The organism is Rhodococcus gannanensis, assembly GCF_042681175.1.
Taxonomy (GTDB): Bacteria; Actinomycetota; Actinomycetes; order Mycobacteriales; family Mycobacteriaceae; genus Rhodococcus_G; species Rhodococcus_G gannanensis.
The window spans coordinates 447,773-465,413 of record NZ_JBHUFB010000020.1 but is presented as its reverse complement, the minus strand read 5'-3'; the positions used below and the strand labels follow the sequence as shown (position 1 = coordinate 465,413).

Genomic DNA, 17,641 nt, shown 5'->3' with positions numbered 1-17,641 from the left:
GGCGAAGTTGCCGTTGTTGTCGGCGACGGTGGTGCAGGTCTTGCTGCCGGCGGTGACGGTGACGTCGGTGCCGGCGTCGGCCTTGCCGGTGATGGTGACGGTGCCGCCTGCGGTGACGGTGGCCGGGGTGGCGACCAGGTCGGTCGGTGCGCCGGGTGCGGTCGGCGCCGGGGTCACGGTGCCGGTCTGCGGGGCCGAGGTCGACTGCGCGTGGGTGGCGTCGCCGAGGTACTTCGCGGTGATCGAGTACGGCTGCGCGGCACTCGGGGTCCAGATGTAGGTGGCGGTGCCGTTGTCGATCGTTCCGGTGCCGAGGACGGTGCCGTTGTCGGCGAACTCGACGGTGCCGGTGGCGCCGCCGGTGACGGTGGCCGTCAGCGTGGTGGGGGCGTCGACCTGCGGGGCCGGGGACACCGCGAGATCCGTGGTGGTGGCCGTGGTGGTCACGTCGACGGTGATCGGTGCCGAGGCGGGGCCCGTGCCGATGTTGTTGGCGGCGACGGCAGTCACGGTCAGTGCGCCTGCGGTGTCGGTGACGATGTCGCAGGCGAAGTTGCCTGCACCATCTGCGACGGTGGTGCAGGTCTTGCCGCCGGCGGTCACGGTGACGTTCGAGCCGGCCTCGGCCTTGCCCGAGACGCTGACAGTTCCACCGACCGTGACGGTGGCCGGGGTGGCGACCAGGTTGGTCGGCGCGCCGGGTGCGGTCGGTGCCGGGGTCACGGTGCCGGTCTGCGGGGCCGAGGTCGACTGCGCAAAGGTCGCGTCGCCGAGGTACTTCGCGGTGATCGAGTACGGCTGGGCGGAGCCCGGCGTCCAGGAGTACGTGGCGATGCCGTTGTTGACGGCTCCGGTGCCCAGGACGGTGCCGTTGTTCGCGAACTCGACGGTGCCGGTTGCGCCGCCGGTGACGGTGGCCGTCAGGGTCGAGGCCGCGCCGGCCTGCGGGGCCGGGGACACCGCGACGGTGGTGGTCGAGGCGGTCTTGGCGATCGTGACGGACGGTCCGGCGGTGGCGCTCGTCGTGCTCAGGCCCTGGTTGGCGTTGACGGCGGCGCCGGTGGTCAGGGCGGCGTCACGGGCGCAGTTCGCGCCGACGGTGTACTGGACGCTGTAGCTGATGTCCCTGTTGACCGCGCTGCGAATCCAGGAGCCGTTCATGCTCACCGTCGTCGTGTCGGGGGTGGTGGTGCCCACCCCGCTGCCCTCGACTCGTGAGGAGTTGGCGACATACGTCAGGCACGCGGGGTGAATGTCCCTGAGCGCACTGATGGTCGGGGCGAGGCCGCCGTTCCACCGAATGTTGTTGGTGACGGTGATCGTCTCGCCCGGGGCAGGGGTGCCGTTGCTGATGGTTCGGTTGAACGTCCACGAACCGGAGGTCGTGGACTGGCTCACGGGCGCGGCCGACGCCGCCCCCACGCCGAAGGACGCGGCGAATCCCACCGCCAAGGCTGCCGTGCTCGCGCCGGCGACGAGCCGACGCGCGTTCTTCTTGCTCAACTTCGTCGAACCTTTCGTTGCTCAGGACTGTGCCTCGGACTTGGACTGGTGTCCGAGTCGGCGAGGTTCCTGGACAAGATAGGTGTATCGCCAGCCACGCGTGAGCAAACTCGAAAAAGATGCACACAAATGTGTGCGAACGGCGGACACGACCACGGCAGTCGTGACACCACCCGGTGACCGAGCGCGGCCGGATCGGACTCGCACTCGGTCACCTGCTGTTCGGGAGCCCGGTTCAGCGCGACAGTGTGCGCGCCCGGTCCACCGCCTCCAGCTTGTCGGGATTGCGAACCAGGTAGATCCCCGAGATCACCCCTGCTGGAGCGCTTTCCGAGGAGGTCAGCTCGAACATCGCGACGAGGTCGAGACCGTCGTCGGTGTGCACGAGCATCGACGGCACGTTGTTGAACACCGCCGGTTCGAACCGCAACCCGGCCGGCGCCAACCGCGTGAGCCCGGTCATGAACCGCGCCACGTGCTCGCGTCCGACGATCGGTCGCCGAGCGGCGCTGACCTTCCCGCCGCCGTCGGAGATCTCCACGACGTCCGGCGCCATCAGATCCATCAGGGCCTGCACGTCGCCGGTCACCGCGGCGGTCAGGAACTTCCCGACCACCGCCTGTGCCTCCTCGGTGGGCGGTGCGAACCGCCGCCTCCGGGCGTGCACGTGGGACTTGGCCCGGTGTGCGATCTGGCGAACGGCGGCCTCCGACTTGCCGATCGACGCAGCAACCTCGCGGTGACTGAAGCCGAACACCTCGGAAGCACGAACACGGCCCGCTCGTCCGGGCCGAGTGTCTCGAGCACCAGCAGCATCGCCATCGACACCGACTCCGCGAGCACCACGTCCTCGGCGGCGTCCGGTTCGGTGCGGATCGGCTCCGGCAGCCAGCTGCCGACCGTACTCCTCGCGGCGGTTCCGGGCCGCCCGCAGCTGGTTCAGCGACTGCCGGGTCACGATCTGCGCGAGATAGGCCCGCGGATTGTCGACCTGCTCCTGGTCGGCCGCCGCCCAGCGGAGGTAGCTCTCCTGCAGCGCGTCCTCGGCATCCGACGCGCTGCCGAGGATCTCGTAGGCGATGGTGAACAGCAGCGGCCGATACTCCGTGAACAATTCCGCGGTCACGCGGACACCCCCACCCTCTCCGATTGCGACCTCGGTCCCGGCATCCCACGGTAGGAACCTGCGTACTTCGCGATCAACCCCACGGTGCCCCGGCAGATCTGCTCCTTCACCCAGGAGCCACGGCGTCCCCGGAGAACCAGGCGCCGCGGGCTGTCGTCGCGGTGCACCACTTGCACGACACCGTCGCCCCGACCCAGGCTCACACACTGCAGGGTCATCCCGATCGAGAGCGGCTTCGGCTCGCGGCCCTTCAGTCGTGCCAGCACGGTGTCGGCGCCGTGCACGCCGAGCGGGATCGCGGCCTGGCAGCTCATCCGCAGGTGGTGTGCCACCCGGTCCGGAGGGGCGACGGCGTCACCGACGCCGATCACGTCCGGACGCCCGACAGCAGTCAATGTCTCGTCGGTGCGCAGTCGTCCCTGTTCGTCGACGGGGAGGCCGCTGCGCCGGGCCAGGTCGGGTACGACGAACCGGCCCGCCCACACGACGACGTCGGTCGCGGCGGTGCTGCCGCCCGCGACGGTCACCTCGCCGGGCGCGATCCGGGTGACCGGGGTGTGCTCGCGGACCTCGACGCCGAGGCGGTCCAGCGACCGGAGCACGGCGTCGCGTCCGCCGTCGGAGAGGCCCGGCGCGACAACACCGGACGACAGCAGTCGTACCGCCATGCCGGGCCGGCGTTCCGCGATCTCCGCGGCCGTCTCGATACCGGTCAGTCCGCCGCCGATCACGGTGACCACGGCATCCGGCCGCGCGGCGTCGAGGGCGTTGCGCAACCCGATCGACCCGTCGAGGGACGACACACTGTGCGCGTTCTCGATCCCCGGGACGTCGCCGCCGGGACCGCTGCCGACGGCGTACACGAGGTGATCGAAACCGACGTCCGCCCCGTCCGCGAGGACCACCTCGCCGTCCCCGATCGTCGCGGCCGACCCGACAACCACCTCGACGTCGCGGTGCAGCATCTCGGACAGCGGTCGGGTCGCGGGGTCCGCTCCCGCGGCGTGCTGGTGCAGCCGGATGCGTTCGACGAACTCCGGGATCGGGTTGACCATCGTGACCGTGACGTCGGAGCCCGCGCGGGCCCGGATCCGGTTCGCGGCCGTCACACCCGCGTATCCGGCGCCGACGACGACGATGCGTGTGCTGGTCATGGCTGTTCCTCCGTTCCCGATCGACCCCTGTGTCGATCCCTCGTACCTGAGACACATCAGCCGCCGGATGTGTGACAACTCCGCCCGAACGGGGTCGGTTCCGGAGTGGAGGGCAAGATGGAGGGGTGACGCCAGCACAGAACCATCGACTGCGACGGGTTGCCGTCCTGTCGGTCCACACCTCGCCCCTGGCCCAGCCGGGAACAGGCGACGCGGGCGGAATGAACGTGTACGTCCTGCAGAGTGCGATCGAGCTGGCGCGGCGTGGCGTCGAGGTGGAGATCTTCACCCGCGCGACGTCCTCCGCCGACGCGCCGGTCGTCGAGGCCGCGCCGGGAGTTCTGGTGCGCAATGTCGTCGCCGGGCCCTTCGAGGGCCTGGACAAGCACGACCTGCCGACGCAGTTGTGTGCGTTCACGGCGGGCGTGCTGCGGGAGGAAGCACACCACGAGCCCGGGCACTACGACCTGATCCACTCGCACTACTGGCTGTCCGGCCAGGTCGGCTGGCTCGCCCGCGACCGCTGGGGAGTGCCGCTGGTACACACCGCGCACACCCTCGCCGCGGTGAAGAACGCGTCGTTGGCGGAGGGGGACACCCCGGAGCCGGCGGCCCGGCAGATCGGTGAGCAGCAGGTGGTCGCGGAAGCGGACCGCCTGATCACGAACACCGCCGACGAAGCGTCGCAGCTCGTCGACATCTACGGCGCCGCCCGCGACCGCATCGACGTGGTCGCGCCAGGTGCGGACCTGACCCGCTACCGGCCCGGTGACCGCGCCGCCGCCCGCGCCGAGCTGGGGGTCGACCCACACGAACTCGTCGTCACCTTCGTCGGGCGGATCCAGCCGCTCAAGGCACCCGACGTCCTGCTCAAGGCGGCGGCCGAGCTGCATGAGCGTGAGCCCGGGATGCCGCTGCGGGTGCTCGTCGTCGGTGGGCCCTCGGGGACCGGGCTGGAGCGGCCCGACTCCCTCATCGAACTGGCCGCGGAGCTGGGGATCTCGGCCCGGGTGACGTTCCTGCCGCCGCAGCAGCCGGACCGGCTGGTGCAGGTGTACCGGGCGTCGGACGTCGTCGCGGTGCCGAGTTACTCCGAATCCTTCGGCCTCGTCGCGCTCGAGGCGCAGGCCAGCGGCACGCCGGTGGTCGCGGCGGACGTCGGCGGACTGGGTGTCGCGGTGAGCGGCGGGCACAGCGGGCTGCTCGTCACCGGCCATGACGCACGGGACTGGGCCGATTCGTTGCGCACCATCCTCGTCGACGACGACCTGCGCGCGAAGCTGGCCCGCAACGCGCCCGTCCACGCGGCCAACTTCTCGTGGGAGCACACGGCCGACGGATTGCTCGACAGCTACCGCCGGGCCGTCGCGGGATACAGGCGCAACCCGGAACTCGCGCCGCGGCGTGGTGGCCGGGGCATGTGGAAGCTGCGCAGACTGGGAGGAGTCAGGGCATGACCGCGACCATCACCGAGACGGCGGCGACGATCGAGGCGGCGCTCACGGAGCGGGAACTCGATTTCTCCCGGCCGGCGGCGCACCAGTTCGTGGTCGAACTGCCCGGCGAACACAAGCTGAAGACGAGTTGCCTGCTCACGGTCGGCAACCACGGAGTCCGGGTCGAGGCGTTCGTGTGCCGCAAGCCCGACGAGAACTTCGAGGGCGTCTACAAGTACCTGCTCCGGCGCAACCGCCGGATCTACGGCGTGCACTACACGATCGACAAGATCGGGGACATCTACCTCGTCGGCCGGATCAGCACGCACGCCGTCACCGGTGACGAACTCGACCGCGTGCTCGGCCAGGTGCTCGAGGCGGCGGACGGCGACTTCAACGTCCTCCTCGAACTCGGGTTCGCGAGTTCGATTCGGCGGGAATGGGATTGGCGCGTATCCCGGGGTGAGTCGCTGAAGAACCTCGAGCCGTTCCGGCACCTCGTCGAGGGTGACGGCGATCGGCCGTGGCCGCTCGACGCTCCGCAGGCCGCGGACTCTGCCGACGGTCTGCCCGACTGACTCCACTCCTCCGGCGTCCCGGGTGAACCGGGGTGTCCGTGGGGGCCGCGTGGCCGATGCCGAAAAACCGGAGTACACTCATTTATGAGTGAAGTTCGATTGTGGCGCGGAGGTGAGTCCGGTGGACGAAGGCGCAACCGGGCGCCGTGAGCGGGGCAAGGCTGCGAAGCACGCCCGCATCGCCCAGGCGGCCCGCGAGTTGTTCGCCGAACGCGGCTACGAGGCCGTGACCACGCAACAGGTCGCCGATCGTGCCGACATCGCGGCAGGAACCTTGTTCCGATACGCGTCGACCAAGGCCGAGCTGCTGCTGATGGTCCGCAACGAGGAGTTCGCGGCCGCCGTCACTCAGGGCGCGTCCGACTCCGAGAGCATCGGCGACCCCGTGCAGCGAGTGCTCGCGCTGATCGCACCCGTTATCCGCTCCGGTCGAGGCGACGACGAAAATCTCGTCGCCTACCAGCGGGAACTGCTCTTCGGGCCGCCCGACGCGCCGTTCCGGGTCGCGGGACTGGCGATCGTCGCCCGGCTCGAGGAACTGATCGCCGGCGTACTCGTCGGCGACCGACCCGTCGACGATGACGCGACCGCAGCCGCCCGCGCCGTCTTCGCGGTGCTGCACATGGAGATCGCGGCGCCCGTCGTCCGACCCCGCACACCCGGTGTCGCGTCCGACGCGCTGCGGCGCCAGATCGAACTGATCGTGGCGGGCCACCACGCCCGCCGCGGGAGCCACTGACCACGAGTCAGGGAAAGGAAGAATCAGATGACTGCCATCACCAAGGTCACCGTGCTGGGGACCGGCGTCCTCGGATCCCAGATCGCTTACCAGAGCGCCTATCACGGCGTCGACGTCGTCGCCTACGACATCAGCGACGAGATTCTCGACAAGGCCAAGGTCCGGTTCGCGGGCCTCGCGGAAACCTACAAGGCCGAAGTGGCCGGTGCCGCCGACGGCAAGGCCGACGACGCGCTGACGCGGATCTCCTACTCCTCCGACCTCGGCGACGCCGTACGGGACGCCGACCTGGTCGTCGAGGCCGTCCCGGAGAACCTCGACATCAAGCGCGACACCTACACCCGGCTGGGCGAGGTGGCCCCCGCGAAGACGATCTTCGCGACCAACTCCTCGACCCTGCTCCCGAGCGACCTGAAGGACTTCACCGGGCGCCCCGAGAAGTTCCTCGCGCTGCACTTCGCGAACCACGTCTGGGCGCAGAACACCGCCGAGGTGATGGGCACCGCCAGCACCGACCCCGAGGTGTACCAGCGTGTGGTCGACTTCGCGACCGCGATCGGCATGGTCCCGATCGAGATCCGGAAGGAGAAGGCCGGCTACGTCCTCAACTCGCTGCTGGTGCCGTTCCTCTCCGCTGCCGGCGAGCTGCTCGTCGACGGTATCGCCGACCCCGAGACCGTGGACAAGACCTGGCGCATCGGGACCGGAGCCCCGCTCGGGCCGTTCCAGATCTACGACATCGTGGGTCTGACCACCGCGTACAACATCTCCGCGGCAGGCGACGAGACGCAGCAGCGGTTCGCGCGGCACATCAAGGAGAACTACATCGACAAGGGCAAGCTCGGCGTCGCCACCGGCGAAGGCTTCTACAAGTACACCGGATAGGGCGAAAACGACTGCGGGCGCGGGAATTTCCTCCCGGGCCCGCACTCCGTCGTCATGCGGGGCGGGCGGACAGGACCAGCGGTGAGCCGTCGTGGCCGAGCTCGATCCGCCGCACGTCGTGGTCGTCGTCGTGCAGGACCGTGACGAGCGCGGCACGCCGCGGGGGCAACACCCGCACGGTGAGCGTGCCGCTCGACGCGGCGTCGAGGAGGACCGCGACCGACCCGAGTACGTTGTCGCGGGTCTCGACCGCCGCGTCGTCCATGCCGTGGTCGTCGAGCAGGATCACCTCCACGCCGCGGGCCCGCGCCGCGCGCGCGGCCGTCACCACGACCGGCTCGGACAGGATCGGTGCCCGGAGGGTGTCACGCAGGTACGCCTCGAGCAGTCGGCAGTCGGTGCAGGTCGCGTCGGACAGTTCCGCGCCCGAGGCGATGTGCTCGAGCAACGGCCGGGCCAGTTCGTCGAGACGCCGGACCTGACGGTCCCGTTCTTCGAGGACCGCGAGGTCGGCGGCGTCGGCCGCGACCTCGACGGTTTTCTGCGCACGCAGAGCGTAGATGTTGCGGGCGGCGGGCCGGATGGTCCACGCGAAGAACGTCGACATCACCAGGGGTGCCAGGTTGAGTACGGACATGGCGAGCCCGTACCCGGCGCCCTGACCGGTGCGGTGCGCCCACAGCACACAGCTCGCCAGGGTGAGGGTCATCCCGAGCCAGGCCCAGCCGGTGCGGCCGCGTACACACATGTACGTGTAGACGGCGGTGGATGCGCCGAGCGGCCACGTCAGCAGCAGTGTGTCGATCGGGACCGGGACAACGGCGAGCACGAGGTTCACGGCCATCGGACCAGTGAGCGTCAGTGCGACACCGACCTTCAGGGGAAGTGGGTCCGAAGGGTGGAAGACGACCGTGACAGCACCGACACTGACCACCACCCACGCCAACAGCTCGGCCCACCACGCGTCCCGGCCCGGGGCGGTCACCAGCGCGAGGAGCAGGAAGGTCAGCACGTAGGCGACGACGAGCACCCGCGCGGCACCGGTGCGGAAGCCGAGGAGCTCCCGCACGTCTCCGTCGTGACCTGTCATGCGGCGGCCCAGCCGAGACGGACGGTGGTACCGCGCCCGGGAGACGAGTCGATCCACGCCGTCCCACCGGGGAGTTGCCGCATCCGCCCGAGAATGCTGACGGTCACGCCGAGTCGATGTGGAGCCACCGACGTCCTGTCGAATCCTGCGCCGTCGTCGGTGACCCGGATGTCGATGTCGTGTTCGGTCACCCACACGTGGACGGTGCTCGTGGCGTCCGGACCGGCGTGCCTGCGACTGTTGCGCAGTGCCTCGGCGAGCGCCGCCGCGACGGTCCGGGCGACGTCGGCCGGGACCAGCAGGTCGCCGGCGTCGGCGGTGGTTGCCTCGAAGACCACATCGTGGTCGGCTTCGGACGCGGCGGCCCTCAGGTAGGCGAGAGTCGCCGCGGCGGAGAACGACTGGTCGGAGCGGACACCGCTCGCGATCGCATCGAGCTCGTGGAGCGTTCTCGCGGCGAGACCGGCGGCTTTCGGGGCGCGGCGTGACGCGGTCAGCAGGGTCGCCATCACACCGTCGTGGATCAGCGCCGCGAACCGGTCCTGCTCGACGGCGCGGGCGTGTCGGGCCGCTGCGGTCGCCGCGGCGGCGTGGGTCTGCTCGGTGGTGGAGTCGAGGATCCGTCCGGTACGCATCGCCATCGCGGCGCCGCCGACGAACAGGGTGCAGAACACGATGGCGAACGCGATCTCGGAGACCAGCATCGTGGAGGCGAGGTCGTCGCGGACGCCGTAGTTGATCAGCTGAACGGTGATGCACCCGACGACCATGTGTCCGAAGGCGACCGTCGTCGGCCACGCGATCACGGCGGCGATGCTGGCCAGTCCGGGGAACCCGGCGAGCCACACCCCCTCACCTCCCGGCACCGACGGACCCACCCAGGCGAGCGGCCAGGACAGTGCCGCGAGCAGGAACGTGACCGCCGCGGCGCCTGCCGCGACACGGATCGCGCGGGTGTCGCGCAGGAACGACATCAGCCCGATGACGATGCCCGAACCGAAGACGGACACGACGGCGGCCGGTGTCCACCACGGATCGAGTCGGGGTGCCATCGACGCGATCGACGGTAGGAGAAATACGAGGTAGGCGACGTAGCCGACGGTGATGAACCGGGCGAACATCCGGAGGATGCGGTCGGTGTTCTCGTGTCCGGTGCCCGCGCGCCCATCCGTGGCGGGCTTCGGCTCCGTGATCATCGCAGGCCGCGCAGCCCGTTTCCGTGGTCGGCCAATGCGGTGATCCGCCGCGCATCGTTCGCCCCGGCAATCATCGATCGGTCTCCTTTCGTCGACGCCACTCTCCACGTGGCGCCCCACCGGCCCCCCGGTCGAGGACATTCGACCACAGCGAACCGCGCGGCGCGGGCCATTCGCGGAGGTCAGGGCTTTGGCCCAGGTGGTCGGCAATCCGTCGGTAATCCCGACCGCGTCAGGAAGCGGGTGCGACCGGTATGTCGCCGGTGTGGTCGGCAGTTTCGATGCTCCGACGCTTGACGAGCAGGATGATCGCGAGGATCGGGTAGGCCAACAGTGGTGCGAAACTGCCCAGATATCCCTCCTGGTCGAGCAGGATGACGGTGCCACTGATCAGTGAGAAGTCGAACAGTCCGTGCGTGACCGAGTTGACCGCGTTGCTGCCCGACACGCGGCGCGTGAGGTAGAAGAAGTATCCCGCAAGGCTGACGATGGCTGCCTGGGCGATCGAGCCGGCACCGCCGCCGGTGAACGCGTTCGACAGGTGCACCGCGCCGAAGATCAGGCTGGACCACAGGGCGACCTGTCCCTCCCGGAGCCCGTGCCTGCGCAGCACCGTCACGCCGATACCGCGGAACATGCCCTCCTCGCCCCAGCCGACGAACTGTGTGGCGATCAGAAGGCAGACGACGAACAGCCAGCCCTTCTCGGACAATGCGCTGTAGTTGATTCCCAGCAGGATTGCGACGAGGAGAACAGCGGGCACGAGCCACACCCACCGGTTCACCGGGCGATCGTCGCGCATCACCGGCCGCCACCAGCCGAGTGCGGCGACGACGCCGTAGGTGAAGACGAGGGCGAGTCCGAGTGGGATCAGCATCGTGAAGACCAGCCCGCGGGTGGTGAGGATGTCGTCCTCGTCGGCCCAGCCACCGATCAGCATGCCGCTGACCTTGATGATCGCGAGGTACGCGACGACCACACCCGCGAAGCCGAGGTAGGAGAGGTGACGGCCGGTGGTCTCCGGTGGCGCGGGCACGTGCTTCGGTGTGTTCATGGCGCAAGACTAGGTGCTGGATCGGCTGATGGCCGGGTGGCGAAAGCCTTGTCGGACTACCGGGTTCGTATGCGATCTTCCAGCGGGCGCAGGGCCGCGCCACGGGGCGGTTGATAGGCAAGTGAGAGCTTGCCTATAGTGGGGTCGTGTCCGACCTCTACCGTGCACTCGCCGACGAAACCAGGCGGGCCGTGCTCGACGAGTTGGCGACGCGTGACGGTCAGACGCTGTTCGAGATCTGCTCGCTGCTGGCGATGCGTCACGGACTGACGTTGACGAGACAGGCGATCTCGCAGCACCTGGGCGTGCTCGAGGCCGCGGGGCTGGTCGTGACGGAGAAGCGCGGCCGATCCAAGTTCCACTACTTCAACCGGGAACCGCTCGCGGAGATCGCGCGGCGATGGCCCGTCCGAGAGGAGACCCGACCATGAGGATCAACCTGACGACGCTGTTCGTCGACGACCAGCGCGCGGCGCTCGCCTTCTACACCGACGTGCTCGGCTTCGTCGTGCACCACGACATCCCGCTCGGGGAGGACGCGTGGCTGACCGTCGTGTCACCCGACTCGCCCGCCGGTCCGCAGTTGCTGCTGGAACCCGCACGGCACCCCGCGGTGAAGCCCTACCGCGACGCCATGATGGAGGACGGAATTCCCCTGGCGCAGTTCGCGGTCGACGACGTCGAATCCGAGCACGCCAGGCTCGTCGACCGCGGGGTGACGTTCACCCAGCCGCCCACCGACATCGGCACCGCCGTGATCGCCGTCCTCGACGACACCTGCGGGAATCTCGTCCAGATCATCACCGAGAAGCCGGAGGCGATCCAGGGGAGCTGACGGCGGAATCCGGGGGCGTCATGTCCAGGCGGACGCCGAGGAGGCGGACCGCGCGGGTCCGGTCGAACCGGTCGACGAGAGCTGCGGCAGCATCCGCGATCGCAGCGGCGTCGAAGGTCGGCTCGGGCAGCGCCCGCGTCGTGGTGTGCGTGTCGAACGGAACGTAACGAACCTTCAGCGTCACCCGGACCGCGGGACGCCCCTCCCTCCGGACGTCCTCGGTGACCCGGGCTGCGAGGGTGCGAATCTCGGCCTCGACGTCGGCGCGCTCGGTGAGGTCCTCCTGGAAGGTCGTCTCGCGGCCGTGCCCGCGTGGCACGTAGGGCTCGGGATCGACCTCTGTGCGGCCCCATCCGAGTCCGAGCCTGCGCAACCACGGCCCTGTGGTGGGGCCGAAGGCGGCCGCCAGGGTCGCGTCGTCGGTGCCCGCGAGGTCGTCGACGGTGTGAATGTCCAGTGCGGCAAGCTTCTTCGCGGTCTTCGACCCGATTCCCCACAGCGCGGACGTGTCCCGGTCGCCCATCACCTCGAACCAGTTCGCGGCGGTCAACCGGAATGTTCCACGTGGTTTTCCGAAGTCGGTGGCGATCTTCGCGCGCAGGGTGTTGTCCCCGATCCCCACCGAGCAGTGCAGCGCCGTCGCCTCCAGGACCGCCGCCTGCACGCCCCGGGCGAACGCCTCGGGGTCGGCGGTGTGCACCTGGAGGAACGCCTCGTCCCAACCGAGGACCTGGACGGCGACACCCCCCGTCGCTCCGCTCGCCCCAGTGACACCCCTCGTCGCTCCGCTCGCCCAAGTCGACCCGATCCCACGAAGCGTCGCCATCACGACATCCGATGCGGCGGTGTAGGCCTCGGCGTCGACGGGCAGGAACACCGCGTCCTGGACGTCGCGCAGTTTGCGGGCCGCCACCTTCAGGGGCATCCCGGACCCGACGCCGAACTCCCGCGCCTCGTACGAGGCCGTCGACACCACTCCGCGCTCCGTGGGATCGCCGCGGCCGCCCACGACGACGGGCCGTCCGCTCAGTTCGGGTCGGCGCAGCACCTCGACGGCCGCGATGAACTGGTCGAGGTCGACGTGCAGGATCCAACGGTCCGGAGCCGGTGCGCCCACCTTCACAGTGTGCGCACCGGCCCTCGGGCTCGCTAGATGTCGAGCATGTGCGGCAGCCCGGCCCGGTGGCGCTCGGCGTCGATCGCGCGCAGAGGCGCCAACTCGGCCGGCTCGACCAGCTTGTACTCCCGGGCTCGGGGAGCGGTCGATCCCGCCTCCTCCAGCAGGGCGTTCGCTGCGGCGCGGCCGGACTCGTTCGCCGATTCCATGGTGGCGAGGTCGATGTCGGTGCGGACGTAGTCACCCGAGAGGAAGAAGTTGGGGATCGCGGTCCGCGCCTCCGGTCGGTTCGGATACGAACCGACCGTGTTCACGAGCAGCGGCGTCTCGTTGGTGTTGGTGCCCAGCGCCGCGTTCCACTGCACACCGGGGTCGAGGAACCACTGCGCGACGTCTTCGTCCCGCAGCATCGGCCGGCTGCCGTCGTTGACGGACGCCTTCATCTGGGCCCAGGTCTCGGCGGCGATCTCCTCGCGGGTGCACTGCTTGGCGGTCTTGCCGTAGAGGATGCCGGGCGTGTCCCAGTCGGAGATGTCGATCGACAGCACGTCGTGCACCGTTCCGTCGCCGTACTTCGACGCGAAGTCGCCGGGCCAGAACTGGGCCTGGTTGATGGAGGTGAGTGCCCACGGGGAGCCGAGGAAGGCGACGTGGCCGTCGGACAGTTCGTTCTTGGTCCGCATGAAGTACTGGATGCCGACCATCCAGTCGACGACCAGGGTGCGCAACAGTTCGAGTCGTGGGTCCGCCGCGATCAGCTGCGGGGTGAGGACCTCGACGACGCGCTCGACGGGCATCGCGGAGACGTAATAGTCGGCCTGCACCGACGACCGGGCGCCGGAGCCGTCGGCCACCTGTGCACCGGTGATGCGGCCACCCCCGACCTCGAGGTCGGTGAGCTTCTTGCCCATCTCGAAGCGGACGCCCATCCCGCGCAGCAGGTCCGCCCAGGGGTTGATCCAGACGTCGTTGGTCGGGCCGTTGAGGATTCGGTCCAGGTGCCCGTAGGCGGGGACGACTCCGGCGCCGTTGAGGAGGAATGCCTGGCCGACCTGGCCGATGGTCCGGGTCGACGCCTGGTCGGGTCTGGCCGCGACCAGCGAGCGGGTCAACGCGGAGACGACGAATTCGCGGTAGGCCTTGCTCTTGCCCTCGGCTTCGAGGGTCTGCGACCAGGTGACGTTGTCCCATTCGGTGTTGCGGCGTTCGAGGCTGGAGGTGAGGAACATGACCATCTTCTCCACGAAGACGGCAAGCTCGTTCGGCGGGATCGACGTGCCGAGTGAGAACCCGGCGGTCAGTGTGTTGCGGATGGCGTCGAAGTTGTACATCTCCCAGCGGGTGCCGGGGGAGAACGGCGTCGGGAACGAGAGGTCCTCGTTGCCCGGCAGGGCCATCCGGAAACCGCCCGTGGAGACCAGGTTGTCGAACACTCCGTGCGGGTTCGCGCCGAACGGAATGCGGTGCATCGTGTCCGGAATGTTCTGGTAGAAGCCGGGGAAGAACCGGAATCCGTGCTCGCCGGGCAGGTCGAGGCGACCGCCCGTCCCGGTGCCCGCCGCGCTGATGCTGCGGGCCTTCCCGCCGAGGGCGGTCGGCTCGTAGACGGTGACCTGGAACCCGCGCTCGGCGAGTTCGTGGGCGACGGTCAGGCCGGCCATGCCGCCTCCGAAGACGGCGACGCTCCTGCCGTTCGACGGCACGGCGGGCGTCGCGCGGACCGTGTGCGCGCTCGTGGCGGCCAGTACGCCTGCCGCGCCCAGGCCGCCGAGTCCGGCGAGCACCGCACGGCGGGAAACGTTCGTTGTCAGTGGAGTGGCGATGTCGCCCATGTGACCCCCCGATCGTCGATGTTTGCGACTGTGCCGTAGAGCACATTGGTGACAATATGTGTTGTCAGTCTCACTGAGGTATAGCCGACCGGTGGTGGACGCGGGTCGTTTTCGGGGTATTGCCGCCGGGTCGATGCAGTCCGCCCTGCGAGCAGGGGCGCGACCCGTGCCAGGATGGGCGCATGAGTATCGGAACCCTTGTGCTGCTCCGCCACGGTGAGAGCGAATGGAACGCGTTGAACCTGTTCACCGGATGGGTGGACGTCCAGCTCACTGACAAGGGCGTCGCCGAGGGCAAGCGTGCAGGCCAGCTCCTCAAGGAGCACGACCTGCTGCCCGACGTGCTGTACACCTCCCTGCTGCGCAGGGCCATCAACACCGCCAACATCGCGCTCGACGCCGCGGACCGGCACTGGATTCCCGTGGTCCGTGACTGGCGCCTCAACGAGCGTCACTACGGCGCGTTGCAGGGCAAGAACAAGGCGCAGACGAAGGCCGAGTTCGGCGAGGAACAGTTCATGCTGTGGCGCCGGAGCTACGACACCCCGCCGCCGCCGATCGAGGCAGGTAGTGAGTACAGCCAGGACGGCGACCCGCGCTACGCCGCGCTCGACGACGCGCCGCTGACCGAGTGCCTGCTCGACGTCGTCAAGCGGCTGATCCCGTACTGGGAGGACACGATCTCGAAGGAGCTGCTCGCCGGGAGGAACGTGCTCGTCGCCGCGCACGGCAACTCGCTCCGGGCGCTGGTCAAGCACCTCGACGGCATCTCCGACGAGGACATCGCCGGTCTGAACATTCCCACCGGCATCCCGCTCCGGTACGACCTGGACGAGAACCTCGTGCCGCTCAACCCGGGCGGCACGTACCTCGATCCCGAGGCGGCTGCCGCAGGCGCCGCCGCGGTCGCCAACCAGGGCGCGAAGTAGCGATCGCCATGGTGTTCGACCCGGGTCCGCGGCGTGTCTCGCCGACTCGGGTCGAACGTCAGGTGAACGGCTGTGAAACGGCAGGTCGACGCGCTGTGACGTGCGACGAAACGCCCGGTCCCGGCTCGGAGAGTCGATTCCTCAGTCGTACGATTCCCTCGTGATCGTTGTTCTGGTCGTTGCGTCGCTCGTGGTTCTCGCGGCGGTGCTCGGCTACGTCGTCGGAGGGGTGCTGGTGCCGCGGCTCAAGGCCCGCCACACCCGGATCGAGGCCGAGCAGGCAGGCCTGACGATGTCCCAGGTTCTCGACCTGATCGTCCTCGCCAGTCAGAGCGGCATCGCCGTCGTCGACCGATTCCACGACGTCGTCCTGTTCAACCCTCGCGCCGAGGAACTGGGCCTGGTGGTGGACCGGGCCATCGAGGCCAGGGCCTGGGCGGCCGCCAACGAGGTCCTCGACACGGGCCGGCCCGTCGAGGTGGACCTGAGCGCGAAGACCCCCGTCCGCGGGCGCGGACGCATTGCCGTCCGCGGTTACGCCCAGCTGCTCAGCCAGGAGGATCGGCGGTTCGTCGTCCTCTTCGCCGACGACGACTCCGAAGTGGCCCGGATGGAGGCCACCCGGCGCGACTTCGTCGCCAACGTCAGCCACGAGCTCAAGACTCCGGTCGGGGCGATGAGCCTGCTGGCGGAGGCGTTGCTCGAATCCGCGGACGACCCCGAATCGGTCCGGCACTTCGGTGAGCGCGTCCTCAGCGAGTCCAGACGGCTCGGCAACATGGTCGGCGAACTGATCGCCCTGTCCCGGTTGCAGGGCGCCGAGAAACTGCCCGACCTCGAGCCGATCGCCGTCGACGAGGTGATCGACGAGGCCATCCGGCGAAGCACCCTCACCGCGGAGACCGCGGGCATCGTGGTCACCACCGACAGGCCGAGTGGGCTCGAGGTGCTGGGGGACCGAACCCTGCTCGTCACCGCGCTGTCGAACCTCGTCGAGAACGCCATCGCGTACTCGCCCGCCGGGTCCCCGGTGTCGGTGAGCCGCGCGTTGCGTGGCGACGACGTCGCGATCTCCGTCACCGACCGCGGTATCGGGATCGCCAAGGAGAACCAGGAGCGGGTGTTCGAGCGCTTCTTCCGGGTCGACAAGGCCCGCTCGCGGTCCACGGGCGGGACCGGGCTCGGTCTCGCGATCGCCAAGCACGTGGCCGCCAACCACAACGGATCGATCACCCTGTGGAGCAAGCTCGGCACCGGCTCCACGTTCACCCTCGCCATCCCCGCACACGTGGAGGAGGCCGACGACGAGTCGGCCGACTCACCCACGGCCGGTGACGCACCGGCCACGCCCGTACCCACCCGCAAGACCACACAACCTGAGCGGCCGACCCCGGTCGCCACGAACTCGGAGGCCAACCGGTGACGAATGTGCTGATCGTGGAGGACGAGGAATCGCTCGCCGACCCGCTCGCGTTTCTGCTGCGCAAGGAGGGTTTCGAGGCGACCGTCGTCGGGGACGGCCCGTCCGCCCTCGCGGAGTTCGATCGCAGTGGCGCGGACATCGTGCTCCTCGACCTCATGCTGCCGGGAATGAGCGGCACCGACGTCTGCAAGCAGTTGCGGGCACGGTCCGGGGTTCCCGTCATCATGGTGACCGCTCGCGACAGCGAGATCGACAAGGTCGTCGGCCTCGAGCTCGGCGCCGACGACTACGTCACCAAGCCCTACTCGGCGCGCGAGCTGATCGCCCGGATCCGCGCCGTGCTGCGCCGGGGCGGCGACGCGGAGACCGATCAGGTCGCCGACGGAGTGCTCGAGGCCGGGCCGGTGCGAATGGACGTCGACCGGCACACCGTCCACGTCAACGGAGAGCCCGTCACCCTCCCGCTGAAGGAGTTCGACCTCCTCGAGTATCTGCTGCGCAACTCCGGACGAGTCCTCACCCGTGGTCAGCTGATCGACCGGGTGTGGGGCGCCGACTACGTCGGAGACACCAAGACGCTGGACGTTCACGTCAAGCGACTGCGGTCGAAGATCGAACTGAACCCGGCCAAGCCCGAGCACCTGGTGACCGTCCGGGGACTGGGCTACAAACTGGAGAACTAGCGAGGGGTTATACCTTATTCTGTCCCGTTCCCGGGGCGGAACGAACAGTAAAAGCCCCTGG

Annotated in this window: 16 protein-coding genes and 1 pseudogene; 9 read left to right on the top strand and 8 right to left on the bottom strand. The window is 69.3% G+C overall.

What is annotated here, in order from left to right; all coding sequences use genetic code 11:
* From ACFSJG_RS22920 to ACFSJG_RS22910, 3 genes and pseudogenes are all read right to left on the bottom strand, one after another.
* On the bottom strand, positions 1–1,503 hold a 1,503-nt coding region (locus ACFSJG_RS22920; RefSeq protein ID WP_378487528.1), incomplete at its 3' end, for an Ig-like domain repeat protein.
* Positions 1,504–1,738: 235 nt separating this feature from the next.
* A pseudogene (locus ACFSJG_RS22915) lies at positions 1,739–2,629 on the bottom strand (RNA polymerase sigma-70 factor).
* Positions 2,626–3,783: an NAD(P)/FAD-dependent oxidoreductase gene (locus ACFSJG_RS22910; protein ID WP_378487527.1), complete on the bottom strand. Its 1,158-nt coding sequence runs from the start codon at positions 3,781–3,783 to the stop codon at positions 2,626–2,628. The pseudogene ACFSJG_RS22915 and the gene ACFSJG_RS22910 overlap by 4 nt, the downstream one beginning before the upstream one ends.
* A 125-nt stretch (positions 3,784–3,908) precedes the next feature.
* Between ACFSJG_RS22910 and mshA the strand changes: the two genes are divergently transcribed.
* The 4 genes from mshA to ACFSJG_RS22890 all read left to right on the top strand — a co-directional run bounded on the left by mshA (position 3,909) and on the right by ACFSJG_RS22890 (position 7,421).
* A complete protein-coding gene (gene mshA / locus ACFSJG_RS22905) occupies positions 3,909–5,240 on the top strand; it encodes a D-inositol-3-phosphate glycosyltransferase (RefSeq protein ID WP_378487526.1) in 1,332 nt (443 codons plus the stop codon).
* A complete protein-coding gene (locus ACFSJG_RS22900; protein ID WP_378487525.1) occupies positions 5,237–5,797 on the top strand; it encodes a type III secretion system chaperone family protein in 561 nt (186 codons plus the stop codon). Before mshA ends, ACFSJG_RS22900 begins: the two co-directional genes overlap by 4 nt.
* 121 nt (positions 5,798–5,918) lie before the next feature.
* Complete coding sequence (locus tag ACFSJG_RS22895; RefSeq protein ID WP_378487524.1) at positions 5,919–6,536, top strand: TetR/AcrR family transcriptional regulator; 618 nt, start codon at positions 5,919–5,921, stop codon at positions 6,534–6,536.
* 27 nt (positions 6,537–6,563) lie between these two features.
* Positions 6,564–7,421, top strand: coding sequence for a 3-hydroxyacyl-CoA dehydrogenase (locus ACFSJG_RS22890; protein ID WP_378487523.1), 858 nt, complete (start codon positions 6,564–6,566; stop codon positions 7,419–7,421).
* Positions 7,422–7,473: 52 nt separating this feature from the next.
* Here ACFSJG_RS22890 and ACFSJG_RS22885 read toward each other — a convergent pair whose 3' ends face one another.
* The 3 genes from ACFSJG_RS22885 to ACFSJG_RS22875 all read right to left on the bottom strand — a co-directional run bounded on the left by ACFSJG_RS22885 (position 7,474) and on the right by ACFSJG_RS22875 (position 10,761).
* Entirely contained in the window at positions 7,474–8,511 is a 1,038-nt protein-coding gene (locus tag ACFSJG_RS22885; RefSeq protein ID WP_378487522.1) for a hypothetical protein, read from the bottom strand.
* On the bottom strand, positions 8,508–9,707 hold the full coding sequence (locus ACFSJG_RS22880; RefSeq protein WP_378487521.1) for a sensor histidine kinase: 1,200 nt from the start codon (positions 9,705–9,707) through the stop codon (positions 8,508–8,510). The genes ACFSJG_RS22885 and ACFSJG_RS22880 overlap by 4 nt, the downstream gene beginning before the upstream one ends.
* Before the next feature lie 232 nt (positions 9,708–9,939).
* Complete coding sequence (locus ACFSJG_RS22875) at positions 9,940–10,761, bottom strand: CPBP family intramembrane glutamic endopeptidase (protein ID WP_378487520.1); 822 nt, start codon at positions 10,759–10,761, stop codon at positions 9,940–9,942.
* A 146-nt stretch (positions 10,762–10,907) separates the two neighbouring features.
* On the opposite strand from ACFSJG_RS22875, the gene ACFSJG_RS22870 reads away from it, so the two are divergent.
* Entirely contained in the window at positions 10,908–11,192 is a 285-nt protein-coding gene (locus ACFSJG_RS22870; protein ID WP_378487519.1) for an ArsR/SmtB family transcription factor, read from the top strand.
* On the top strand, positions 11,189–11,596 hold the full coding sequence (locus ACFSJG_RS22865) for a VOC family protein (RefSeq protein ID WP_378487518.1): 408 nt from the start codon (positions 11,189–11,191) through the stop codon (positions 11,594–11,596). Before ACFSJG_RS22870 ends, ACFSJG_RS22865 begins: the two co-directional genes overlap by 4 nt.
* Here the strand turns inward: ACFSJG_RS22865 and ACFSJG_RS22860 are convergent.
* Positions 11,562–12,713: a DNA polymerase IV gene (locus tag ACFSJG_RS22860; protein WP_378487517.1), complete on the bottom strand. Its 1,152-nt coding sequence runs from the start codon at positions 12,711–12,713 to the stop codon at positions 11,562–11,564. The genes ACFSJG_RS22865 and ACFSJG_RS22860 overlap by 35 nt on opposite strands.
* A gap of 32 nt (positions 12,714–12,745) precedes the next feature.
* Complete coding sequence (locus tag ACFSJG_RS22855; protein ID WP_378487516.1) at positions 12,746–14,545, bottom strand: hydroxysqualene dehydroxylase; 1,800 nt, start codon at positions 14,543–14,545, stop codon at positions 12,746–12,748.
* A 182-nt stretch (positions 14,546–14,727) separates the two neighbouring features.
* Between ACFSJG_RS22855 and ACFSJG_RS22850 the strand changes: the two genes are divergently transcribed.
* From ACFSJG_RS22850 to ACFSJG_RS22840, 3 genes are all read left to right on the top strand, one after another.
* The gene (locus ACFSJG_RS22850) at positions 14,728–15,474 is read left to right on the top strand and encodes a phosphoglyceromutase (RefSeq protein WP_378487515.1); all 747 of its coding nucleotides are present in this window, start codon (positions 14,728–14,730) and stop codon (positions 15,472–15,474) included.
* A 163-nt stretch (positions 15,475–15,637) separates the two neighbouring features.
* The gene (locus tag ACFSJG_RS22845) at positions 15,638–16,897 is read left to right on the top strand and encodes a sensor histidine kinase (RefSeq protein WP_378487926.1); all 1,260 of its coding nucleotides are present in this window, start codon (positions 15,638–15,640) and stop codon (positions 16,895–16,897) included.
* Positions 16,894–17,580 carry a winged helix-turn-helix domain-containing protein gene (locus ACFSJG_RS22840; protein WP_378487514.1) on the top strand — a complete coding sequence of 229 codons (687 nt, stop codon included), beginning with the start codon at positions 16,894–16,896 and terminating at the stop codon, positions 17,578–17,580. Before ACFSJG_RS22845 ends, ACFSJG_RS22840 begins: the two co-directional genes overlap by 4 nt.
* Positions 17,581–17,641: the final 61 nt, after the last annotated feature.